Below are 24,369 nucleotides of genomic sequence, written 5' to 3' on the forward strand. Positions count from 1 at the left end.
GGTTGAGTCATGTTTGCAAATTTGTGCAGAATAAAAAATAAAAATTCATAATTTTTACATTTTAGTCCTGTATGGTGGGCCTATAAATCTGTCACGGATAGTATGGATAGCAACGGAAATGATTTTTAAAGATTCAAATATTGCTTTGTTTAACAGTATCAATACTTTTTGCTAAGGATTATGCTGTTTTAGATAAGATCGCAATTTTTCTAGCGGAAGATCTGAATACGGTTTTTATCAGTTTTCTGGTGTTATTAGTAGTGATCCAGTGGAAAACATACGGTCTTCTGTTTGCAAAAACCTTATTTATCGTTCTGTTTTCACTGGTTATAAGTGACCTCATCGAATTCTTTTATCATCATCCTCGACCATTCCAGTTGCATTTGGGCGACAAATTGATTGGCCATGGTGCCTCATCTTCTTTTCCAAGTCAGCATACCTTAACCATCGTGATTATTGCCTTTTCTTATTTATTGGCTGGATTTAAAAAGATTGGAATATTAGGCTTGGTACTGAGTCTAGTGGTGGGGGTATCCAGAGTTTTTGTGGGTGTACATTTTCCTTTCGATATTGTTGGCTCATTCATCATTGGATTTATATTGGTTGTTGCAACCAACTATGTCTTAAAAGAAATGACTTTAAGATTAAGAAGAATCCGACCAATCCGTGTGATCGATTAGTTTTGAGATATACCTAAAAAAAACGGAGCAGAGGCTCCGTTTTTTTTATGACTTATTTAGCTGGCTGGATATCCAGTTCAAAGGTCCATGTGGTGGCACTTGAGGCGTTGCTAGGGTCTGCATATTTGACATCTGTGAGATGTAGACGAGCGTAGCTGTTGCCTTTATTTCCTCGAATGATTGTTGCACCCTCAGGATTCGCTTTTAGCATATGGGCTGCTTGTAGACCATCTGCCTGTGCTGCACTTAAGGTTGGATAATAGTTATACCAGCCATAAGTGAGTTTTTGAGGGTATGTTCCCTTAAAGGTTGGATTCAAAATGGAGGTAATACTGTTAGAACCCCATTTGATATTGGTTGTAGAAGCAGCTGCTTTTAAATCAGCTTCTGTAGAGACATACGCATTACTATCTTTAAACTTATCAATGATTGGTTTACCGTCGGCAGAATAGAATCCTGCTGGTTGTGAGGCAACCATACTGCCTATACCTTGATTAAGTTGAACATTGTAGCGATTAAATGCGAGTTGCCATTGTCCTGTTGTATTTTTACTGGTGGTACCTGTAATCAGATCAACATAGTTCCAGCCTTGAGTCGCATCAATCGTTAGGATTTTTACGTCATGAGGAAGTTGTGTATTGATATAACGAATTGAAATATAACCTGAGGTGGTGCCTTGATAATAATTATAAATTTGCACTGCAAACACAGGTTTCTCATAGCTTCCAATTGCTGTTGCAGCGCTTGAATCGGTCGTGACCAAGAAAGTTTTAAAGTTTGGTGACATACGGTGATCACCAAACAGATCATATTCAAAGAAGCTGTTGCTGCCCGATGAGGTGTCCATGAATGCATTGCTATACGCATCTACACTCCATGCCTGAGCTGGTAAACTGCCGCCTTGTGTTGCATCCAGTTGTTTGGATAGGTTTGCCCATGTTGCATCAAATGGTGAATAAAGAGCACCGCCATTGCCTGAACCGCTTACACCACTGTTGGTAAATACGAGTGGGGTACGTGAGCCCATTGCAAATTTGAGATCCCAGTCGGTTGTGGTACATGAAATTTCCGCTTGCGTGTCGATATCATAACAATAAGCGTTATTTGCAGTGGGTGTAATGCTCCATTGTTTGCCTTTTACTGTAAATAGATCGGTATTGGTCACAGGCGGATTGCTGGTTCCACTGTTATCTGATGATCCACCTCCACCGCCACAAGCGATCAGAAGGGTACTTAAGGTACTTAAAGCAAATAACTTGGCTAAATTAAGATGAGACATTGGTATTGATCCTAAAAGATTATTTCAGATTGCTGTTCCAGTTAAAGCGAAGCCCCATGTAGGTATATCGACCGGCAATCGGGCGATAATCTACTGCGCTAGAAAAATTACGTTGTTCATTGAAAAGATTGTCGATACCGGCAAAAGCACTGATGTAGCGGTTGATGCGATAATCCACTTGCGAGTCGAATGTCACCCAGCTTGGCGACTGTTGCTGATTGGCACTATCGCCGTATTCATTGCTTTGGTAACGGCCGCGTAGGGTCAAATCAAGCTGATCATTTACGGCATAATCTGCGCCTAAACGTGCAATATGTTTGGGGCGTCGTGTTAATAAGGTATTGCTGGTTTTATCTTTTGCTTCGGTATAAGTATATGCACCATTCACCGAGAAATAAGGTGTCAGCTTCCATTTGGCAGATGTTTCAATCCCTTTGGTCTCGGCCTTGGCAACATTGCTGTAGCTGTATTGAGTGATGCCATTGACTGTCGTGGCATGATCAAAATCGGTTTGGATCAGATCCTGAATATCATTCCAGAACAGGTTGATATCCGCATTCCAGCGATCATTTTGAACCAGACTTAGTCCAAGTTGATAACTGTCCGATGACTCTGGTTTTAAGTTGGGATTGCCAATGACGATATAACCTAAGTGACTATGATCAAAAGAATAAAAACGTTCTTTTAAATTAGGTACGCGATAGCCTTGACCATAACTCAGGCGTAGATCGGCAAGCACATCATTCTGGTCGTAAAAACGATATTTGCTACTGAGCTTAAAAGCATTGTGATCGCCAAAATCATCATCATTCTGGAAACGCCAGCCGATGACTGCATCAAGGTTTTGTACGAGATTAAAGTCGTTTTGAATATAAAATTCATGACGATCCCGCTTTACCGAACCGCCTTGCATCTCAAATTTACCGTTATTGCTTTGCTCTAACTTTTCTTCATGCCAGTCATAGCCCAATTGCCAGTTTTGCTTATTCCATTTGGGTAACGTCAGTTGCGAGCTGAAATGATTATTTTCCTGATTCGAGTGTCTTAAAGCAGAAAGGTATCCATCTAAAGTTTGGGTCGAGGTTGAGTCATAGGTTTCATGGACAGCTTTTAAATCGATCTTACTATTTTTAATAAAATTAAATTGTGAACCCGCACTGAAACGTTGGCGTTCAATATCTTCAAGTTTGTATTGTTTTAAATAAAATGGCGGAACGAAATTTAGACTTCGCTGATGATCTTTTTCTTTATATTCATTGAAATCTGCCCATAGCATAAATTGGTCTGAAGGCTGCCATGCACCATAAAATGCATATTGTTGACGTTTTTGCTCATCACCTTGTTGAGGATAATCGTTCGGGTGAACGGCAAAGCCATCGCTACTAAACTGGTCTGCGATGATGCGACCTTTTAAAGTGGCATTTGCCGCTTCAATACTGACTTTCTGATGGTGATTATTGATCGATGTACTTTTACCATCTGCATTTTGTTTGCCATAAGAGCCAATATCGACTTGCCCTGAAATGGTAACACCGTCTTGCACTTTTTTAGTGATGATATTGATCACACCACCCATTGCAGATGAGCCATATTGGGCCGAAGCTGCACCTTTAATAACTTCAATATGCTCAATACCACCAATTAAATATTGATCTAAATCAACAGTAGAACTGGTACTGGCAGCAAGTGGCAGACCATCAATCAGTATCAGCACCTGATCGCTACTCAGACCTTGCAATGAAATTTCATAACCTGATTTACCATGAATTTCTCTTAACAAGATGCCTGGAATATTTTCCAAAGCATCTTTTAAGGTAATGGCATTGGTTCTTTTTAATTCTTCTTCATCAATAATTTCAGTTCGAATCGGACTATCAATTAATTTTTTTTCTGAACGTGTGCCGGTTACCACAATGGTATCGAGAACATGCAGAGGTGTTTTAGTAACTGCATAAGTTGATTGCTCGGCTGCATACACAGAAGGAGAAATCAAACCTGCTGCTAAAAGAGAAGCAAATAAAATATTAGGTTTAGAACAAAATTGAGGAGAGAGTATATTCACAATAGTTAATCGCAATGAAAATTATTCCATAAATTAAATGGTAATCATTATCACAATAATTTACAATGCTTTACAGGTTTATTTCAAAAAGATACAAGCGACTGAACTAGGGGAAGTTGCTTTATTTAACTGATTCAGTAATTTAGCGTCGAGTTGAGATTTTTATATGAAGCTTAAGTTGTCTTATGTTTTTGTAACTGCACTGATGATGGGGATCAGTAGTGTGAATGCTGCACAACAGCCAGTAAAATTGGCGGATGCTTTACAACAGCAATCTTTGCATGAAAATCTGACACAAGAACAAGCGCGTCAGGTCATCCTGAAAATGGCAGGAGAATACAAAGTTGATTTCCGCTTTGAAGAGCTTTATTCACTCAAAACAGACTATAAAGTTAAAAAAGACGACCTATCCAGTGGTTATGAAACTGTTGTGGTTTTAGAAAATACGCCAAATAAAGTGTCGTTACAGCATATTTTGGTTGCAGAGGGGCACGTGGTGAAGCACTGGCGTCAGGACTGGGAATATGAACCGACCAAGATGTGGAGTTATATTGGGGATTATCGCTGGAAAAGTATTGATTTAAAGCCAGAGCAGAGCAAAGGCAAATGGCTGCAAACGGTATGGCAAGTTGATGATTCTCCTCGTTATGCAGGCTTGGGTGCGTGGACCAAAGATAATGGTGCAGTGGAGTGGGTATCGAATGAAACCTACCGCCCGTTACCACGCCGTGAGCATACCACGCGTAATGATTATGACGTGATTATTGGGATTAATCGCCATGCACTTACTGCAACGGGGTGGGTGCATGAGCAAGACAATATTAAATTTGATACCAAGACCAATACGGCACTTGCCCGTGAGCTGGGAGTTAACCAATACAATAAAGTTGAAGGCTATGATTTCAAGGCTGCTTATGATTACTGGAAGAAGAATGCAGCTTACTGGAGCGCAGTCAGAGATACATGGGCGAATGCATTTAACCAGAATCAAATCGTGGCATTAAAATTTGCAGGAAAAAATGAGAAATCTCATTTTAGTTATTTTAATGATCAGGCAAAGTCAGTCGCAGGAAAAACGGTCAAAGCAGAACAATTGCAAACCCAAGCGAAAACCTTACTTAACCAGCAGCTTGTGGAAGGCAAGCTTCATTAAAAGGGCTATGCGCTCAGCGGGACTCGAACCCACGTCGGTCGCTTAGGAGGCAACTGCTCTATCCAGTTAAGCTATAAGCGCATAATTTGATGATTATAAACAAAAAAGTGACTGCAGACGCAATCACTTTTTGAGGAAACCGATCAACTGTTAGTTTTCAGTATTACGATTTAAAAACTTATAGAAAATAAACATTAGTACAATCCAGATCGGGATCATCAGCACTGATTCTTTAAAGCCTTGCTGCCACATGATATACAGCACAACACCAATAAATGCCAACACCAGATAGTTACTGAATGGAGACCACAGCGCAGGATATGAGGTTTTGATTTGTGCAGTTTTAATATGACGACGATATTTCAAATGGGTCAAGCTGATCATGGCCCAGTTTAAAACCAGCGCACCAACAACAACATACATCAAATGACCTAAGGCATCTTCAGGTACAAAGTAGTTAAGTAACACACAGCCAAAGATCAGGAACGCAGAGAGCAGTACAGCTGGAACAGGCACACCTTGCTTATTGGTTTTGGTAAAGATTTTCGGCGCATTGCCTTGTTGGGCTAAACCAAAGACCATACGACTATTGGCATACATACCACTGTTATATACAGATAATGCCGCTGTCAGGATAATAAAGTTCAGTAAATGTGCTGCCCAACCAATTCCCATTTGGCTGAAAATCATCACGAATGGACTCTTATCCAAACCACCAAGATCGAGCTGGTTCCAAGGTACAAGCGACAACAGGATCGCCAGTGAACCGACATAGAACACCAAAATACGAATCACCACCTGGTTAATTGCTTTCGGAATCGTGGTCTTCGGATCTTTGGCTTCTGCTGCGGCCATACCAATCAGTTCAATTCCGCCAAAGGCAAACATCAAGAATGCCAACATGTAGAACAGACCATCGAAGCCATGCGGGAAAAAGCCGCCTTGTGACCACAGGTTGCTAAATGAGGCCGTCGAGTTTGCATCGGCAGTGAAAAGAAGGAACAGACCAAACAGGATCATGGCCACGACTGCTGTTACCTTGATGATCGCTAACCAGAACTCTGATTCACCATAAAATTTAACATTGGTCAGGTTGACTGCGGTAATCACCACAAAGAAAAACAAGACCGACTGCCAAGCGGGAATTTGCGGCCACCAGTAATTAATATATTTACCTACGGCGGTGAGCTCAGTCATTGCCACAAGGATGTAGAGCACCCAATAGTTCCAGCCCGTTATAAAGCCTGGAAATTTACCCCAATACTTATAAGCAAAATGACTAAATGAACCTGCAACAGGTTCTTCAACAATCATTTCACCTAAATGACGCATGATTAGAAAAACAATCAAGCCGCCAATCGCATACCCCAAAATAATAGATGGTCCAGCAGACTGGATAATTTGCGCAGAACCTAAAAATAAGCCCGTACCAATTGCTCCACCCATTGCGATGAGTTGGATATGGCGGTTTTTTAGTCCACGCTGAAGTTGAGAAGAATCGTTGTTCAAAGGACTGAGCTCGACGAGGAATTAACTGGATTATTCTAATAGATTGATTGATTTTCGCCTAGTAAAAGTACAGCATTGCCATGACTGCAAAGTTGTTTTTAAAAATTATTTAAAATTATATATTTAGATTAATATTAATGTGAAATTTGCTTTATATTTATACAGTAAAATCCGATTCTTGTTTTTCCCGACGGATGGATTCGCATTTTTGCCATTGTGTAAGCAATGAAAAATACTCAATATAATGCACAGATTTTATCCATGAAAATATAATCAGGCACCATTGGTCGTATGGTATTTATAACGGCTGTGCAGTAATTTTAGATGCAAAATACCGCTGCACCAAGAATATGATAAAAGGAAGAATGGACATGAGCTCAGTACCGCAAATCAAAGTCGCTGCAACCTATATGCGCGGTGGCACAAGTAAAGGGGTATTTTTCAAACTGGATGATTTACCCGAAGCGGCACAGGTAGCAGGCAAGGCACGTGATCAACTTCTTTTACGCGTGATTGGCAGTCCAGACCCTTATGGCAAGCAGATTGACGGGATGGGCGGTGCAACCTCCAGTACCAGTAAAACCGTGATTCTGGCAAAAAGTTCAGAGCCAGACCATGATGTGGATTATCTATTTGGACAAGTATCGATTGATCAGCCATTTGTGGACTGGAGTGGCAACTGCGGCAACCTCACCGCTGCTGTGGGTTCATTTGCGATTTCTAATGGTCTGGTCGATGCCGACCGTATTCCTGAAAATGGCATCTGTACGGTACGCATCTGGCAGAAGAATATCCAGAAAACCATTATCGCACATGTGCCTGTGAGCAATGGCGAAGTACAGGAAACCGGTGATTTTGAACTGGACGGGGTAACGTTCCCGGCAGCAGAAGTTCAGATTGAATTTCTGGATCCTGCAGATGATGGGGAAGAAGGCGGCGATATGTTCCCGACAGGAAATGTTGTGGATCAATTGACTGTTCCTGAGGTGGGTACCTTTGACGCAACATTTATTAATGCCGGCATTCCAACCATTTTTCTGAATGCCGAAGATATCGGTTATCAAGGGACGGAATTACAAGATCATATTAACGGCGATGCGGCTGCTTTAGCGCGTTTTGAAAAAATCCGTGCCTATGGCGCGGTGCACATGGGGCTGATCAAAGACATTTCAGAAGCAGCTGCACGCCAGCATACCCCTAAAATTGCTTTTGTATCAAAACCAAAATCGTACACGTCTTCAAGTGGTAAAGCGGTTGCGAGCAGTGATGTCGATTTACTGGTTCGTGCCTTGTCGATGGGCAAGTTACATCATGCCATGATGGGAACTGCTGCGGTGGCAATTGGTACTGCCGCAGCAATTCCGGGGACGCTGGTGAATTTGGCGGCTGGGGGCGGTGAACGTGAAGCCGTTCGTTTTGGTCATCCTTCCGGCACCTTACGTGTGGGCGCTCAAGCCGAACTGATTGATGGCAAATGGGCTGTGAAAAAAGCCATTATGAGCCGTAGTGCGCGTGTATTGATGGAAGGCTGGGTGCGTGTACCGGGGGATGCGTTCTAGGCATTACTGAGAACGATGTGATAAAGCCTTCATTTGAAGGCTTTATTATTTGGAATCGATTAAAATTACAAATGCAATTTCTTCAGATAAATAGTGTTATGATGTCGCCATTCTGGCAAGTCTTGTCATTTTCCTTCCATTAAGATTTCCCGAGGCAATTGTGTCATCTATTTCTCAAGTTAATGCGGATGTTTTAAAACAAGCTCAACAACGTATTCAACAGGATTTATTGACAGCATTGGCTGCATTTTCAATTCCAGAACCTTTAAAAGCAGCTGTTCATCATGCCGTCATGCTTGGTGGAAAGCGTGTTCGTCCAGCACTCTGTTATGCCGCAGCGTCTTTACAACCGAATCATAATTTTGCAGCGGCCCGCCGTGCAGCAGTGGCGGTTGAACTGATCCATTGTTATTCATTAGCACATGATGATTTGCCATGTATGGACAATGATTTATTGCGCCGTGGACAGCCGACTTGTCATGTCGCCTTTGGTGAAGATACGGCACTGTTGGCGGGTGATATTTTGCAGTCGATGGCCTTTGAAATCCTGGGCAGTCGTCTGTTTGATGAACAGGGCCAGGGAGCTGAAGCCGCGATTGTGTTGAAGCAGGTACAGATCTTGGCGACCGCGAGTTCAAAAATGGTCTGTGGTCAGGTCCTGGATTTGCAGGCAGAAGGGGCTGGTAAGCAAGTTAATCAGGCCGAATTGGAAAATATTCACCGTAATAAAACCGGTGCCTTGATTCAGGCAGCGATCATGATGGGTGCTGTAACCATCTTTGCGGGCACGGATCAGGCGATTCCTAAATTACGTCAATTTGGGCAAAGTATTGGTCTGGCGTTTCAGGTACAAGATGACATTCTGGATATTACCGCCAGCACAGAAACCTTGGGCAAAACTGCAGGTAAAGATGAGCAAACGCAGAAGTCGACCTATCCTGCTTTAATGGGGCTGGAACAGGCTCAAGCCTATGCGCAAAGTTTGCATGATCAGGCCTTTGACGCTTTAGCGTATTTTGGGGATGATGCCAAAGAACTGGTCGACATTTCGAAGTTTTTGCTAGCGCGTAAAAGTTAAAAAGCAGTCAGTTTTTCGCTATTGATTGATGATATAAAAGACCAACTTTATGGTCTTTTATGTTTTGGAAATAACAAAAATGCAAATAAATACAGCCGATTCGCCATCAATTGAAGATGTGAACACGCTCGCTGAAATATTTAATGCCTATCGGGTTTTTTATCAACAGGCCAGTGATTTAGCAGGTGCAAGACAATTTATTGAAAACAGATTAAATCATCAGGATTCAGTATTTTTTATCCGGAAAAATGACAACAACAAGATCATTGGTTTTGTACAGCTCTATCCGACTTTTTCTTCAGTATCGCTGGGTAAGGCTTGGATTTTAAATGATCTCTATGTGGATCAGAACTATCGTCGACAAGGTATTGCATTATCCTTAATGCAGCAAGCCATCCAATTTGCGCAAGACACACAGGCCAGATTTATTGCATTAGAAACCGGTGCCGAGAATATACAAGCACAAAAGTTATATCAAAAACTCGGTTTTCAGGAGCAATCAGCAACCCGATTCTTCGCTTTATCCTTCAATCATATTTGACCGGATCTCATTGGCTTTGAGCTGAGAAGGCTGCTGTGGAAAATTTGATTTGAGCTATTATGTACGAATATACACCGTCCTGAAATAAAACCAAATAATGATCAAGATAGAGTAGGGGAAAAATCTCATGAATCAGAACCAACTCGAACAATGTGCTTTGCATTATGCGCAAAACTTGCCTTTTGCAATCCAGTCGCAACCTTTTGGTCCCGAATTTGAGGTATTCAAAGTCTTTGACAAAATGTTTATGTATATCGGGTTTAATGCCGGAACATTGCTTGTCACGGTGAAATGTAAACCAGAGAAAAGTCTGGAATATCAGGAACTCTATTCTGCGATTTCAGCGGGTTATCACATGAATAAGAAACACTGGATTTCGATTGCCTGTAGTCCAGAGCTTAGCCCTGATCTGGTACAGGATCTCATTCAGGATTCCTATGATCTCATCATAGCGAAGCTACCACTTAAAACCCGAAAACTGATCGGGAGTGTTTAAATAAAAAAAGCAGCGTTTATGCTGCTTTTTTTATTGGATGGATGGCTTAATGTTTGCCCATGATGCCACGGATGGCATTGAGTACATCGGCAGGCAGAACCACGGTTTTGGCATTGCCAGATTTAGATAAATCCTGCATTGCTTTCACGTATTGTTCACCGAGTAGATACGCCACAGGGATTTCTTTATCACCTACCGCACTGGTCACCATTTCAATGGCACGTTGTGAAGACTCGGCAAGCACAACCTGTGCTTCTGCATCACGACGAGACGCTTCCAGACGACCATCCGCTTCCAGAATTGCAGCCTGTTTTTCACCATCCGCTTTGGTCACAGTGGCACGACGCTGACGTTCAGCGGCTGCTTGCGCTTCCATCGCTGCCTGCATGGTATGTGATGGTTGAATATCCTGAATTTCCACGGTTTTCAGGGTAATACCCCAATCTGAAATATCATCAGAAATGGCCGCTTTTAATTTCGCCTTGATGTGATCACGCGAAGAAAGCGCATCATCCAGATCCATTTCACCCACGATCGAACGCAGTGACGTCTGCACCAGGTTTTGAATAGCCCAGGTATAGTTCTCAATCCCGTACACCGCTTTTTCTGGTGTGGTCAGATTGATATATGCTACGGCATTCATGACCAACACCGCATTGTCGCGGGTAATCACTTCTTGTGAAGGAATATCCAGAACAATATCTTTGGTGGTAATTTTATATGCGACTTCATCCACATAAGGTATCACGAAGTTTAGACCTGGACTCAACGTGGTATGGTATTTACCTAAACGTTGCACAATCCATTTATAACCTTGGGGAACAATACGCACCCCTTTAAAAATAGTTACACCGATAAAAGCTAAAAAAGCTAAAACAACAATCGTACCGACAGACATTAGAAACCCTCTTTGTGTTTATGACGTATGAGGTTGAACGACCAAATCATTACCCAAAATATCAACCACGCGAACGCGATCACCGACCTGTACCGGAGTTGTACAACGGCAATGCCATTCATCAGAACCTAAAACAGGGATCGGAAAGCGTACAATAATTTGTCCATGCTCAAGTCCGGTCTGGATCACCATACCGACTTGACCAATGGTTGCTTCGCGAGGGAGACCCGCTTTGGTTTTATCAATCGACAGCGGTTTGATAAATTTGAACCAGAGAATCGTACATAAAATAGATAAAATACCCCAAGTAATCACTTGGGTGGTAAAACCCATCATCGGGAAAAGCCACAGTAAAATACACACCATGACTGCTGCTATGCCAAACCACAATGCAGCAAAAGCAGGCAAAATCAGTTCTGAAAGAATCAGTAAAATCCCTAATACAAACCAGTGCCAAGGTTCAACTACAAATTCCATAGATTTGCTCGCATAACTAAACGGAGTAGAGGTGAAAAAACATTCACCTTAGCACTGTAGCAGATGATTATCTTTATGAATATGAAAAGATTGTTTTTTTAGGCATTGTGGCTGTTGAGGACTAAAAAACTGGGGCTAATGCACGTTTTAGTGGTCTCAACAGCCTTTGAGAAGGAGTTTTAGAATTTTGGTCGTGGTGCCGGTTTTAAGGCAGCGGGAGATTTCTTAAATGCGGTAATTGCATTTTGAATCGCCGTGATCTTGGCCTGAGCTGCTTTTTCACCTTCTAAAATGGCTTGATTACTCGATTTAAGATCCAGCACACCTAGATGACCTACTTTAGGTTGAATCACGATGGTGGCCTGATTCAGTTCTTCATTAATGCTTTGTTGACCCATGATATTAATGGTCTGGTCTAACAAGCCCCACATACTGAGCGGTTTACCACCGACAGGTCGTGCAGAAATGTCCACCGCAATCACGATATCGGCCCCCATGTCCTTCGCGGTTTTTACCGGAATTGGACTGACCAAGCCACCATCCACATATTTGGTCTTGCCGATGACCGCAGGGACAAACACATTGGGAATACTGCAAGAGGCACGTACCGCCTGACCGGCATTGCCTTTAATAAACTCGGCTTTTTTACCACTGTCTAAACGGGTGGCGACTGCAGCAAAACGAATCGGAAATTGCTCAATCGGCTTATTACCGACTTGGCTATTTACATAATTCTGGAGTTTCTGACCGAGAATAATACCTTGACTATTTATAGTTAAGTCACGTAAATCCGACTCTTGCAGTTTCAGGGCAAGGTTCTGCATCTGATAGGGCGTTTGACCACTGGCATAAATACTGCCGACAAAGCTACCGGCACTGGTGCCTGTCACGATTTTCGGTTTGATGCCATGCGATTCTAAGACTTTAATCACACCAATATGGGCAAAGCCTTTGGCACCACCACCGCCTAATGCCAGTGCAACCACAGGCTCACGTGCCTGAATTGCGGTGGTGGGTGGAGTTTTCTTTGTGATCTGATCACAGCCAAATAAAGCAAGACCAAAAACAGCCAAGCAGGACAGACGAGCAATGTTCATAACAAATGCAGATAAAATGTACAGGAAGATGGGCACATCAGAGCAGATTTGCCCTTCATTTTCTAGTTTTTTTTCACAAGTTTTTGTAAGGGTTCAGCCAGCCAATCCGGATTTTTCGGCGAGAAATGACCGACATAACGTTGCATGATCTGTTCAAGGTCTTGCTGGTAATGCCCGGTCGGGGTAAATGCCCCTAAACAGTAAATGGTTTTATGGTCATAATCAAAGGCAAACATCACAATCGGAATGCCGGCTGCATGGGCAATGTGATAAAAACCACTTTTCATTTTCTCGGCTTTTTTACGGGTGCCTTCGGGTGCCATACCGACCCAGATCTTATCGTGCTGTTGAATGGTGGCGACCACTTGTTCAGTCAGACCATGGGCGCTATCGCGACGAACCGGAATTAGTCCGGCCCAGTTTAATAGCGGCTGGAAAGGCGGCTTGAATAAGGTATCTTTACCCAATACGGTCACTTTTAAGCCCAATCCGCCAATTGCCAGAAAGCCATACCAGCCATCGATATTGGAGGTATGGGGCGAAATGATGGCGACAGCTTTAGGCAGGTTGGGAATTTCTCCGACTACAGTCCAGCCTTGGACAAGAAAGAGCTTTTTACACAAGGCACGGCTATAAGCTGTGCCACGTTGTGGAACCAGGGGCGGTAAATCTGGAAAATGTTGTGGCATACATGAATATAAATAATGACAACTTTATTCATGTTAAACGCTGATGACAGCGACTGCATTGGCAAAAAATAAGATTTTATTGCCAGAAGAATGAAAGGATTGGATACTGATGCTCCCTTATTACCCCAGCGCTGGAAACTGAAAATGCCGAATCTTCGTCAGGTTTACATTTTATTGTTTTCTTTGTATTGGGCGCAGGGTTTGCCTGTAGGCTTTATGACCCATGCCTTGCCCGTGATTTTGAGGGCACAAGGCGTATCTTTGGCCCATATTGGTGGCTTTGGCTTGTTGATGCTGCCGTGGTCGATCAAGGTGTTTTGGGCGGCTTATGTTGATCGTCTGGCCTTATCATCCCGATTAGGGCATTACCGTAGCTGGATTATTCCCACACAATTATCCAGTGTACTGATTCTGATGGTCTTGTCCTTTTTCCCGATTCAGGCGCTGGATCAACCCGGCTATCTGCTGGTTTTCTTCGTCTTGCTGTTTTTGATGAATTTAACCGGTGCCACGCAGGACATTGCAACCGATGGACTGGCAGTCAACTTACTCAAAACAGATCAACAGCACTGGGGTAATACCTTTCAGGTGATTGGATCACGCCTTGGGTTTATCGTGGGTGGCGGGGCAGTGCTCTGGTGTCTGGACTGGTTACACTGGCAAACCACCTTTTTGGCGTTGGCTTCATTGGTATTTCTCAATACTTTACCCGTATTGTTATACCGTGAACCTACGCATGCAAACTCAACGACAAGAACGCAGACATCTTCTGTGCCCTTGTTGCAGGCAATTAAGACCTATTTAAACTATTTTCAATCGTCACCAGAATTAAAAGCCTGGTTACTGGTCCTGATCAGTTTCAAAGTAGCTGACGGGCTTTCAGGGCCTTTATTAAAGCCACTGATGGTGGATATGGGATTGAACTTCACCCAGATCGGGGTTTATATCACCATGTTCGGTGCGGTCGCTGCGCTGCTTGGGGCAGGAATGGCCGGACTGCTGCTCAAGCATTATTCCAGAATAGCCTGTTTGATGCTTTTCTCTACTCTAAAAATTATCAGCTTACTGGCTTATGCAATGATTGCTCACGGCTATGAAAGCCATGTCCAGATTGCACCTGTCTGGTTATATACCGTTAATGCCTTTGAAGATGCATGTTCTGCGATGCTGTTGGTGGTGATGCTGACACTGGTCATGCAATATAGCCGTAAGCAATGTGCCGGAACGGACTTTACTTTTCAGGTCTCGATCATGGCGACTGTCAGTGGTTTGCTGTATTTAATCAGTGGATTTGCTGGAGATGTATGGGGCTACTCTGGTTATTTGAGTTTTATCTGTGTGGTTGCGATGGTTTGCTTATGGCCGATTTTTTATTGGAAAAATAAAGTAAGCTCAGTTTAAATTTTTATTACAAATATATTGCCAAACATAATAGAAATGAAACAAAACATCAGTCTGATTAAGTTTGCTTTACCTTGATATTTCCTGTTTTTAGTCTGAAATGAAGAATTTTCTGAATTGAGATTGTTTTCATAATGTCCTGCCAATTTGCATTATTAATTATTTGATACAGCAATTAATTTGTTAATATATAAAGAAATAAAGTGAAATTAACTTCATTGGCCCATGATGTATAAAAATTAAACTTTAGTCGAAATTAGAATAAATAAATAAGATTTTAATCGTTTTGTCATATAAAGTTCATGTGTAGGATTTGTTACAAATTAAACCAGGATGTAAACAATGAAAATCAAAATTGTAACAGCAGCAGTGCTTAGTTTACTAGCAACCACAACATTTGCAGCGCCCACCTTTTACGGGGAGATCGATGCCAGTGTTGATTATTTACCAGAAAAAAATGCAACAAAATCAAATAAAGATGTCTGGGAAATCAGCTCAAACAGTTCATTCCTCGGGCTTAAAGGCGATGAAAAACTTACTGAGCGTTTAAGCGCAGTATATGCGATTGAATGGGGCTTTAGTGCAGACGGTGATAGCAGTGACTGGACTCAGCGTAACCGTTTTGTGGGACTCAAAGATGCCCAGTTGGGTACCTTGAAAATTGGTAAACATGATACGCCTGTAAAACAATTATCCAGTGTGGTTGATACTTTTAATAACTATGTGGCGAACAAAGCCGATATCGGTGGTATTTTCACAGGTGAAAACCGTATTGATAATGTACTGGTGTATGAATCTCCAGCTGTTCAATTACTGGATGGTGCATTTAAGGTGAATGCCTTACTTGCAACAGGTGAGTCTTCTGGGATCAAGGCGACTAGCGGTGGTGCAAAAGTTGCAGGTCGTGGTTTGGGTGATGCTTGGTCAGCATCGGTGACCTATGATAATCCATTGCTGGTGGCGGGTATTGGTTACGATAAAGCCATTCCAAGTAACTTCTTAGGGCGTGGCTTCTTGAATGCGGCTGAACCTGCAATTACAGGGGGGAGTCTCTTTGCTGCAGCCAATACGGTTCGTGCCATTGGTAAAGTTACCCCACTTGAAGGTTTGGCATTAAAAGCCCTCTATCAAAGCTCTGAAGTAGAAAAAGCTGAAGGAAATGCAGCAGGTTCAGAAAATATTGACGATGCACAAGGCTGGTTAGTGGGCGCGGAATATAATCTTCCACAAGCCAAAAACTGGACAGTCAAAGGCCAATATAGTCAGAATGACACCAGTTTTAAAAATGACACTGCCGACTTTAAAGCGAAGCAGGTGATTGCTGGTGCAGACTATGCTTTTAACAAACAGGTCAAAACCTATGGTTATGCAGGTTATTTAACCCTTGAGCAGGCCAGCAAAAAAGATAAGCAACCGGTTGCAGGTCTAGGACTGGAATTTAAATTCTAAACTTGGCTTTTTGCAAGTACGCCCTTTAAGTTCGCTTAAAGGGCGTTTTTTATTAATTCATAAAATCATAGTAAATTAAGACCAATCGCATTAAACTGTTTTTAGAAAACAGGATGTTATTTAAACTTTTATTAAAATTATGACTGCACCGAATACTTTTAGTTTGCTTCTGATGCAGTTTAAGTCATTTTTAAGTTTTTATTCTTATCTTTAAAACACTAAGAAATTTATTTTTAGATCATGATGCCTATGTTGCTGCAAAGACTCAAAACCAAGCCAATTTCATTACTCACCTTTAATGTACTACTTGCCATCTGGTTAGGTGTGTTCCTGAACTTCGCTTTTTATAAAAAGATGTTGGCTTTAACGCCCTATACAGGCATCAAGGCTGGACTTTTTGTGGCTGCTTCTGTGGGCGTGGTCACAGCTTTATATGCTTTTATTTTTCAGCTATTGAGCTGGAAATGGACCGCAAAACTGCTGGCGATTGCTCTGGTCTTTATTGGCGGTTTTGCTGCCTATGCAGTCAATACCCTAGGGGTCTGGATTACCTCCGATCAGATTCAAAACCTGATGCAAACCAACTTTTCCGAAGCACGAGACACCTGGTCTTGGCGCTTGTTGATCTGGATGGCCGGGATGGTACTGCTGCCGATTCTGGTGATTTTGATGACCAAAATCAAATCTGAATCCCTTCCCCGGCAACTGTTTAAAAAGTTGATTGCCTCGGTGGTTTCCTTGGCTTTGGTCGGTGGATTGTTATTTGTTTTCTATGTCGATTTCGCAGCTATTTTTCGTGAGAACCGCGATATCAAAGGCATGATCTCGCCTCAAAATATGATTGCCTCTTCGGTGTCGTATTATAAAAAGAAAGCGCCTAAACAGAATTTACCGTTGGTACATTATGGTGAAGATGCACAGCGAACTCAGGCTGCAAAGGGTCTGCCTAAACTGATGGTGTTGGTGGTCGGTGAAACTGCCCGTGCAGAAAATTTCTCGTTAAATGGTTATGCCAAAGAGACCAATCCGAAATTAGCCAAGCAAAATATTATCAATTTCTCGCAAGTCAGTTCATGCGGTACGGCAACTGCTGTGTCGGTACCGTGTATGTTTTCAGGTATGCCGAGAGAAGATTATGATGAGCAGTTAGCAAGCCATCGTGAAGGCCTATTGGATATTGCCAAACGTGCAGGATATCAGGTGACCTGGATTGACAATAATTCAGGCTGTAAGGGCACATGTGACCGGGTAGAACAGTTTAAAATTCCTGAGCCGATCCAGCAAAAATGGTGTAAGGATGGCGAATGTCTGGATGATATCCTGATTGATAGCTTAAAAGCCTATTTAGCGACGATCCCGAAAGACGATACCCAACCACGTTTAATCGTATTGCATCAAATGGGTAGTCATGGACCTGCCTATTATGAACGTATTCCGCCAGTATTCCGGGTATTCAAGCCAACATGCGATACCAATGCCATTCAAGGCTGTACGCAGGAAGCACTGATTAACAGTTATGATAATACTTTATTTTATACCGATTATGTGCTGGATTCATTGATCGAAACCTTGAAAAATACGACCCAATATCAAACGGGTTTGTGGTATCTATCTGATCATGGTGAATCGACTGGTGAGAGTGGCATGTATCTGCATGGCGCGCCTTATGCCATTGCTCCGACTCAGCAGACCCATGTACCGATGTTGATGTGGTTCTCAAGCGCATGGCAACAACAGGCCAACAAACAGATGACATGTCTGGCCCAACAAAGTAAAAACAAACTGAGCCAAGATAATCTGTTCCCGACCTTGTTAAGTTTGCTTGATGTAAAAACCAAAGTAATAAATGCTAAAGATGACATGTTAGAAACATGTGCTAATCCATAAGGTGAAATGAAATCATGACCAAGATCTTGATGATAGAAGATGATTTTATGATTGCAGAGTCAACATTGACCTTACTGCGATATCATCAGTTTGACGTGGAATGGGTCAATAACGGAGTCGATGGACTGGCTTTGCTCACCAAGCAATCTTTTGATCTGGTACTTCTGGATTTGGGGTTGCCACTCATGGACGGCATGCAGATCCTGAAACAGATTCGTCAACGCAGTGCCTTGCCGGTTCTGATCATTTCCGCCAGAGACCAGTTGCAAAACCGTGTGGATGGTTTGAATCAGGGCGCAGATGACTATCTGATTAAACCGTATGAGTTTGATGAGCTGTTGGCACGGATCAATGCCTTGTTACGCCGTGGCAATGTTGAAACGGCACAACTGAAAAGCCAGTCACAGTTGCTCAAAAGTGGCGAACTGACGCTGGATGTCGATCAGCATCTGGCTACTTTTAAAGGCCAGCAGATCGAATTGTCTAACAGGGAATGGGCGATCCTGATTCCGATGGTGACGCATCCGAATAAAATTTTCTCTAAAGCCAACCTCGAAGATAAGTTGTATGATTTCGACAGTGAAGTCACCAGTAATACCATTGAAGTGTATGTACATCACTTGCGGGCCAAACTGGGTAAAGACTTTATTCGGACCATTCGTGGTTTAGGTTATCGTTTGGGGCAGTCATAATACGATGCGCAACACCCGACATTATTCGCTTAAGAAAAGACTGATCTGGGGAACCTCGATTTTTAGCGTGGTGTTGGGTTGTTTTCTGATTTTGGCCGCTTATAAAATTTCATTACATGAAGTGGATGAAATTTTAGATACGCAAATGCAATATATGGCTGAGCGCTCGACCTCCCAGCCTTTGACCACAGTTGCCAGCCGTATTGAATTGCACCGGACCTATCATGAAGAAGATTTACTGATTGATATCTGGGCCTATAAAGACCAGAGCCATTTATGGCACCAGACCCATCTCTTGGTTCCGCCAGTCAAACAGGCTGGGTTTTACACCCAGAACACGCCGCAAGGGAAGTGGCGTGTTTATGTGATTCCCTTAAAAGATTATCAGATTCAGATCAGTCAGCAGGAGCAGGTGCGAAAAGCGTTCGCTTGGGAACTGGCGGGCAGCATGTTTATTCCGTATATCCTGTTGCTGCCTGTAGCGATTATTGTATTGGCCTTTATCATCAGTCTCAGTCTTAAACCACTGGATGAATTTAAGGAAGAACTGACCCAGCGTGATTCCGATGGCTTATCACCAATTGATGTCAAAGATTATCCGCAGGAATTATTACCGACCATTGAAGAAATGAACCGGTTGTTTGAACGGATTCAGCATGCACAGACCGAACAGAAGCAGTTTATTGCCGATGCTGCACATGAGCTAAGGACGCCGGTGACGGCCTTGAATCTGCAGACCCGTATCTTGATTAGCCAGTTTCCTGAACATGAATCTTTGCAGAATCTGAGTAAGGGACTCGCCCGTATCCAGCATCTGGTAACGCAGCTTCTGGCCTTGGCTAAACAGGATGTCGCACTCAGCCTGATTGAACCGAATACCAATTTCCGTCTTAATGATGTGGCGTTAAATTGTGTGGAGCAACTGGTCAATCTGGCCATGCAGAAAGAAATTGATCTCGGCTTTGAGCGTAATGATTTAATTGAAATGCAAAGCCTTGAATCGACGGTGCATTCGATTATTTTTAACCTGATTGACAATGCAATTAAGTACACACCAGTGCAGGGGATTATCAATATTTCGGTTTATAGCGATACCGATGATTTTGCCTATATCCAGATCGAAGACAGTGGTGCAGGGATCGATCCTGAACAATATGACAAGGTCTTAAAGCGTTTTTACCGGGTACATCACCATTTAGAGGTCGGCAGCGGACTGGGCTTATCAATTGTGGATAAAGCGACCCAGCGTTTGGGTGGTGTGCTGAGCTTATCGAGAAGTATTGAACTGGGTGGATTATCGGTATTGGTTAAATTACCGAAAAAACTTGCCCATCATGAAGACAAGGCAAGTCACTAAATCATTGAGGAAATGACTCAACTGATCTGGGGTGCGGTTTCGGCTTGATCGCGTAAATAACGTAGGAACAGCACACATTTCTGGATACGCTTGCCGTCATTGCCGACTTTACTGACATTAAAGCGTAGCACCCAGTTTAAACGTTTGCCGACTTTGCAAATATCTTTATAGACTTGTGGTTCGGCCAGGAGGGCTTGATAAAGTTGCTGGCTGGCCTGTTCAAGCTGTTCAAACTCAAAATGATAAGCGGTGGAAAAAATAAATAATAACCAGTCACGTACAAAGCAGTCATGCAGGCTGAGTACATCTTTCGGATCGGTTTCAAAGTCAATAAAGGTAAACTGGTTCTGTTGATCAACCAGAATGTTACGCGCGAAAGCTTCGCTTAAATAACCTTGCTGCTGATGAATATGACTGATGGCTTGAATGGCCTGATCAAATAAGGCATATCTCGCTTCAGGATGATCTTTGAGACTACCCAGCTTCTGGTCGAGCTGACTGACAGGACTTTGACGTTGCGAGCCAACATCTTCCAATAAAATACCTTTTTTTGAAACTGCCAACACATTTGGCGTCGAGATCCCTAGCGCTTTGAGTTGTTGAATGCGTTTGAACTCGCATTGAATGGCCTTCGCTCCGCCCTGATTCGGGACCGGGGTAATTGCACCTAGATTAAAGATCTTGGCCAGCCATTTCAGCGGCGTATAAAGCCATAGTCCATGGCGTTCAGAAGCCTTTTTTAACCATACTTTGCGTAAGCCTAATTCATAAGATTGAATAGAGTCTTGTTGGGAAGCAAGCGTAGATTCTAAAAATATTTGAAAATCGGACATACGACAGCAAAAAAATCCTAATGTGAGCAAAATTCAGTGCCCGCTCAATGGACACTGCTTGTCACTTTACCACATCAGATGCCAATAAAGGTACTGCATCGCGTTTTGCTGCGCGTTGATGATACTTATAAGTAAATGTATAACATACTAAATTAATTACAACACAGACCCATGCCGTCCACAGGTTATGACTGAGGAAGTGGGCACCACGCATCATCTGTGCCCAGCCCATGGCGAATCCAATCAGCATTCCAGCAAATAGATAGAACCAGGCTCTGCGTTTGTGATCGAGGCGATAGACAAAATAACCGGTGATCAAGGCAAAGCCTGTACTGGCATGCCCACCTGGGAAACAATGTCCGGCAGTCGCAGAGAAATCCCAGACAAAACCTGTTACGGTTTCATGGGTCATATACCACGGGCAGGCCTGGGCAGAGTGCGCTTTGAGCAAGCCTACGATGCAGGTACACAACATACTGACCCAAAACATATAGCCATATTGCCAGCGTTGAGCTTTCAGTTTTTCAACTTTAAATGAAGCACACCACAGCAAAAAGAAGATCACGTAGATGGCAGTTAAAAGCTGTTTAACGTAACTATGGTTAAGTTGTTCCAGAAACCAGTCATGCTTATAAGGAAAATCACCATGTAAGCTGACCCAAGGCGCAATCAGATGTAAGTCAATTGCTCCGCCTACCGGAAACACCAACAGTAAAATAAAAAAACTGATAAAAACTAAAAAGCTCGTCCATAAGAAAAAAGGCGTTCTTAAAATCATGGAACATACTGTTAATATGAGATAAACATCTCACTATTTAATTCCTGAAAGCTTAATCTGCTCTTAAATTTATATAAAAAATGTTGGGTGAACGCTTGCTTGGAAAAGCTTAAAGATTTTATAAATCTGGAGGGCAAGTTTGAGCATTTTATAAAATAACGCTCGAGCTTTATTCGATAAAAAGCAGCCGTTTAGGCTGCTTTATTTGTTGCATATTGTTTAGGTTAGTGCAAAATTTTATCGAGGAACTGCTGCGCGCGTTCGCCACGTGGCGTACCAAAGAATTCATCTTTGGAGCAGTCTTCAACAATTTTACCCTGATCCATAAAGATAATCCGCTTAGCCACCTGACGGGCAAAGCCCATTTCATGGGTCACACACATCATGGTCATGCCTTCTTTGGCCAGCCCGACCATGACATCCAGTACTTCGTTGATCATTTCCGGATCAAGTGCCGAAGTCGGTTCATCAAACAGCATGGCAATCGGGTCCATACTCAGCGCACGTGCAATCGCCACCCGTTGCTGTTGCCCACCTGAAAGCTGGGCCGGATATTTATTGGCATGGGCACTCAGTCCAACACGGTCCAGATAAGCCAGCCCCTTTTTATTGGCTTCTGCTTCTGAACGTCCCAAGACCTTGATCTGGGCTATGGTCAGGTTTTCAGTAATGCTCAGATGTGGAAACAGTTCAAAATGCTGAAACACCATACCGACCCGGCTACGCAGTTTGGTCATATCGGTTTTGGGTTCGTGTACGGGGACGCCATCGACAAAGATTTTGCCCTGTTGAAAGGGTTCCAGCCCATTGACAGTTTTGATCAAGGTGGACTTGCCTGAACCTGAAGGACCGCAGACCACCACCACTTCACCTTGACGGATCTGGGTGCTGCAATCGGTCAGGACCTGAAACTGGTCGTACCATTTACTGACATTTTGGAGGTCTATCATTACTTTATTGTCGCTCATACCCGTAACCTCCTTTGTAAACGTTTAACTGCGAATGTGGCAATGGCGCTAATGGTAAAGTACACAAGTCCTGCAAATAGAATATATTGGGTAAGCAAGGACATTAAATCTCCACGAACATAGGTTGTTCTGAAAAAGTCGAGCAGACCAATGGCATACACCATGGTGGAATCCTGAAACAGGATAATAGTTTGCTGAAGTAATAACGGCATCATTTTTCTAAAGGCCTGTGGCAGGATAATCAGTCGCATCGACTGCCCATAACTCATGCCCAACGCGGATGCCGCCGCAGCTTGTCCTTTCGGAATCGACTGGATACCGGCACGGACAATTTCAGAAAAATAAGCGGCTTCAAACAGCATAAACGCCACGATACTGGAAACCAGTGCGGTATCAATGGTCAGATACTGGCCTGTTGCTGCGGTATAGATAAAGGGAACAGCAAAATAAAACCACATCAGCACAAGCAGCAGGGGGATGGAACGGAACAGGTTGACATAAGCCTGTGCAATCACATTCAGAATCCTGATGGATGACAGACGCATTAATGCCAGCAGCGTACCAATGGCAATACCACCAATGGTGGCGATGACCACGACTTTTAAGGTAATGCTGAAACCATGCCAGAGAGCCGGTCCGGACTGCTGTAAATCACTGAGAAAAGAAGTGAACCATTCCATGCTACTTACCTCCTGATATTAAACCAGGAATGCGTAAACGCTTTTCCAGCAGGTTCATGGCAAAGATAAGACAGATATTGATGACAATAAAAATCACGGTGACATAGGTGTAGATTTCGATGGTGTTCTGGGTGTATTCACTGATAGTTTTCATCTGCGAAATAATTTCTGCCACACCCACCAAAGACGCAACCGAGGTGTTTTTCACGCAGTTGGTCAGCTCGGAACTCAACGGCGGCAAAATGGTACGAAAAGATTGTGGCAGAATGACATAGCGGTATAGTTGCAGGGTAGAAAATCCCATGGCATAACCGGCATTAATTTGTCCTTTGGGCAGGGCTTCAATACCTGTGCGGACCTGCTCACAGACACGTGCTGCAGTAAACAGTCCAAGTCCGATACTGGCCGAAATCAGGGCAGTGGTATTGGCACCAAGATCATTCATCCACCAGTTTTTAATCGGTGCAGGCAGAAAGTTGGGAACCACATAAAACCAGATAAACAACTGAACCAGTAAAGGGATATTCCTGAACACGGTGACATAGGCCGTACCGATGGCTCTGGCAGTTTTATTTGGAAGTGTGCGCATAATTCCGAGGATACTGCCTAGCAGCATGGCGATGCTCCATGCCACAACAGCTATCACGATCAGCCATCCCAGGCCGGTGATAATCCAGTTCAGGTAGGTGGTGTCTCCAATACCTGTCGATTGCCACAATACTCCCCAGTTCCAGCTATAATTCATAATAACTCCTGAGAAGAAACGGGAGAACATCCTCTGTTTCCCGGTTCTGCAATAATAGTCT

At 43.0% G+C, this 24,369-nt stretch carries 22 protein-coding genes, 1 tRNA gene and 1 pseudogene; 11 read left to right on the forward strand and 13 right to left on the reverse strand.

The window, feature by feature from the left end:
- Positions 1-118 precede the first annotated feature (118 nt).
- Positions 119-680: pseudogene (locus MSG93_RS09380) on the forward strand (phosphatase PAP2 family protein).
- A gap of 52 nt (positions 681-732) precedes the next feature.
- Here the strand turns inward: MSG93_RS09380 and MSG93_RS09385 are convergent.
- On the reverse strand, positions 733-1,959 hold the full coding sequence (locus MSG93_RS09385) for an HmuY family protein (protein ID WP_324621510.1): 1,227 nt from the start codon (positions 1,957-1,959) through the stop codon (positions 733-735).
- Between the two features lie 19 nt (positions 1,960-1,978).
- On the reverse strand, positions 1,979-4,036 hold the full coding sequence (locus MSG93_RS09390; RefSeq protein WP_324621512.1) for a TonB-dependent receptor: 2,058 nt from the start codon (positions 4,034-4,036) through the stop codon (positions 1,979-1,981).
- A gap of 151 nt (positions 4,037-4,187) precedes the next feature.
- On the opposite strand from MSG93_RS09390, the gene MSG93_RS09395 reads away from it, so the two are divergent.
- Positions 4,188-5,174, forward strand: a complete 987-nt coding sequence (locus MSG93_RS09395; RefSeq protein WP_324621514.1) for a DUF6607 family protein — start codon at positions 4,188-4,190, stop codon at positions 5,172-5,174.
- A gap of 8 nt (positions 5,175-5,182) precedes the next feature.
- Here MSG93_RS09395 and MSG93_RS09400 read toward each other — a convergent pair.
- Both MSG93_RS09400 and MSG93_RS09405 read right to left on the reverse strand, forming a co-directional pair.
- Positions 5,183-5,255 (reverse strand) — tRNA-Arg (locus MSG93_RS09400).
- Positions 5,256-5,324: 69 nt separating this feature from the next.
- Entirely contained in the window at positions 5,325-6,683 is a 1,359-nt protein-coding gene (locus MSG93_RS09405) for an amino acid permease (protein WP_005227016.1), read from the reverse strand.
- A 371-nt stretch (positions 6,684-7,054) separates the two neighbouring features.
- On the opposite strand from MSG93_RS09405, the gene prpF reads away from it, so the two are divergent.
- The 4 genes from prpF to MSG93_RS09425 all read left to right on the forward strand — a co-directional run bounded on the left by prpF (position 7,055) and on the right by MSG93_RS09425 (position 10,357).
- Positions 7,055-8,242 carry a 2-methylaconitate cis-trans isomerase PrpF gene (gene prpF, locus MSG93_RS09410; RefSeq protein ID WP_324621516.1) on the forward strand — a complete coding sequence of 396 codons (1,188 nt, stop codon included), beginning with the start codon at positions 7,055-7,057 and terminating at the stop codon, positions 8,240-8,242.
- Positions 8,243-8,402: 160 nt separating this feature from the next.
- Positions 8,403-9,320 (forward strand): farnesyl diphosphate synthase, encoded by a 918-nt coding sequence (locus tag MSG93_RS09415; RefSeq protein ID WP_324621518.1) that lies wholly within the window; start codon positions 8,403-8,405, stop codon positions 9,318-9,320.
- A 79-nt stretch (positions 9,321-9,399) separates the two neighbouring features.
- Positions 9,400-9,861, forward strand: coding sequence for a GNAT family N-acetyltransferase (locus tag MSG93_RS09420; RefSeq protein ID WP_324621520.1), 462 nt, complete (start codon positions 9,400-9,402; stop codon positions 9,859-9,861).
- 127 nt (positions 9,862-9,988) lie between these two features.
- Entirely contained in the window at positions 9,989-10,357 is a 369-nt protein-coding gene (locus MSG93_RS09425) for an MmcQ/YjbR family DNA-binding protein (protein ID WP_324621522.1), read from the forward strand.
- Between the two features lie 46 nt (positions 10,358-10,403).
- Here the strand turns inward: MSG93_RS09425 and MSG93_RS09430 are convergent, their stop codons facing one another.
- The 4 genes from MSG93_RS09430 to MSG93_RS09445 form a co-directional block, all read right to left on the reverse strand.
- The gene (locus MSG93_RS09430) at positions 10,404-11,255 is read right to left on the reverse strand and encodes an SPFH domain-containing protein (RefSeq protein ID WP_005227021.1); all 852 of its coding nucleotides are present in this window, start codon (positions 11,253-11,255) and stop codon (positions 10,404-10,406) included.
- Positions 11,256-11,273: 18 nt separating this feature from the next.
- Positions 11,274-11,732 (reverse strand): NfeD family protein, encoded by a 459-nt coding sequence (locus tag MSG93_RS09435; protein ID WP_005288669.1) that lies wholly within the window; start codon positions 11,730-11,732, stop codon positions 11,274-11,276.
- 179 nt (positions 11,733-11,911) lie between these two features.
- On the reverse strand, positions 11,912-12,829 hold the full coding sequence (locus tag MSG93_RS09440) for a patatin-like phospholipase family protein (protein ID WP_262769590.1): 918 nt from the start codon (positions 12,827-12,829) through the stop codon (positions 11,912-11,914).
- 62 nt (positions 12,830-12,891) lie between these two features.
- Positions 12,892-13,518 (reverse strand): lysophospholipid acyltransferase family protein, encoded by a 627-nt coding sequence (locus MSG93_RS09445; RefSeq protein ID WP_324621523.1) that lies wholly within the window; start codon positions 13,516-13,518, stop codon positions 12,892-12,894.
- A 144-nt stretch (positions 13,519-13,662) separates the two neighbouring features.
- Between MSG93_RS09445 and MSG93_RS09450 the strand changes: the two genes are divergently transcribed.
- From MSG93_RS09450 to MSG93_RS09470, 5 genes are all read left to right on the forward strand, one after another.
- On the forward strand, positions 13,663-14,919 hold the full coding sequence (locus tag MSG93_RS09450; RefSeq protein ID WP_324621584.1) for an MFS transporter: 1,257 nt from the start codon (positions 13,663-13,665) through the stop codon (positions 14,917-14,919).
- Positions 14,920-15,261: 342 nt separating this feature from the next.
- Positions 15,262-16,368, forward strand: a complete 1,107-nt coding sequence (locus MSG93_RS09455; RefSeq protein ID WP_324621524.1) for a porin — start codon at positions 15,262-15,264, stop codon at positions 16,366-16,368.
- A 249-nt stretch (positions 16,369-16,617) separates the two neighbouring features.
- Positions 16,618-18,255, forward strand: coding sequence for a phosphoethanolamine--lipid A transferase (locus MSG93_RS09460; RefSeq protein ID WP_324621525.1), 1,638 nt, complete (start codon positions 16,618-16,620; stop codon positions 18,253-18,255).
- A 14-nt stretch (positions 18,256-18,269) separates the two neighbouring features.
- Positions 18,270-18,947 (forward strand): DNA-binding response regulator PmrA, encoded by a 678-nt coding sequence (locus tag MSG93_RS09465; protein WP_005227028.1) that lies wholly within the window; start codon positions 18,270-18,272, stop codon positions 18,945-18,947.
- A 4-nt stretch (positions 18,948-18,951) separates the two neighbouring features.
- The gene (locus MSG93_RS09470; RefSeq protein WP_324621526.1) at positions 18,952-20,304 is read left to right on the forward strand and encodes an ATP-binding protein; all 1,353 of its coding nucleotides are present in this window, start codon (positions 18,952-18,954) and stop codon (positions 20,302-20,304) included.
- 17 nt (positions 20,305-20,321) lie between these two features.
- On the opposite strand, the gene MSG93_RS09475 is transcribed toward MSG93_RS09470, so the two are convergent.
- The 5 genes from MSG93_RS09475 to MSG93_RS09495 all read right to left on the reverse strand — a co-directional run bounded on the left by MSG93_RS09475 (position 20,322) and on the right by MSG93_RS09495 (position 24,308).
- Positions 20,322-21,137 (reverse strand): lipopolysaccharide kinase InaA family protein, encoded by an 816-nt coding sequence (locus tag MSG93_RS09475; RefSeq protein WP_005227030.1) that lies wholly within the window; start codon positions 21,135-21,137, stop codon positions 20,322-20,324.
- 61 nt (positions 21,138-21,198) lie between these two features.
- Positions 21,199-21,915, reverse strand: coding sequence for a phosphatase PAP2 family protein (locus MSG93_RS09480; protein WP_032869887.1), 717 nt, complete (start codon positions 21,913-21,915; stop codon positions 21,199-21,201).
- A gap of 224 nt (positions 21,916-22,139) precedes the next feature.
- Complete coding sequence (locus MSG93_RS09485; RefSeq protein WP_324621585.1) at positions 22,140-22,865, reverse strand: amino acid ABC transporter ATP-binding protein; 726 nt, start codon at positions 22,863-22,865, stop codon at positions 22,140-22,142.
- Positions 22,866-22,879: 14 nt separating this feature from the next.
- Positions 22,880-23,563 (reverse strand): ABC transporter permease subunit, encoded by a 684-nt coding sequence (locus tag MSG93_RS09490; RefSeq protein ID WP_199949470.1) that lies wholly within the window; start codon positions 23,561-23,563, stop codon positions 22,880-22,882.
- 1 nt (position 23,564) lies between these two features.
- On the reverse strand, positions 23,565-24,308 hold the full coding sequence (locus tag MSG93_RS09495; protein WP_005227034.1) for an amino acid ABC transporter permease: 744 nt from the start codon (positions 24,306-24,308) through the stop codon (positions 23,565-23,567).
- Positions 24,309-24,369 lie beyond the last annotated feature (61 nt).

Origin of the sequence: Acinetobacter sp. IK40, from assembly GCF_035615075.1 — a bacterium.
Taxonomy (GTDB): Bacteria; Pseudomonadota; Gammaproteobacteria; order Pseudomonadales; family Moraxellaceae; genus Acinetobacter; species Acinetobacter courvalinii.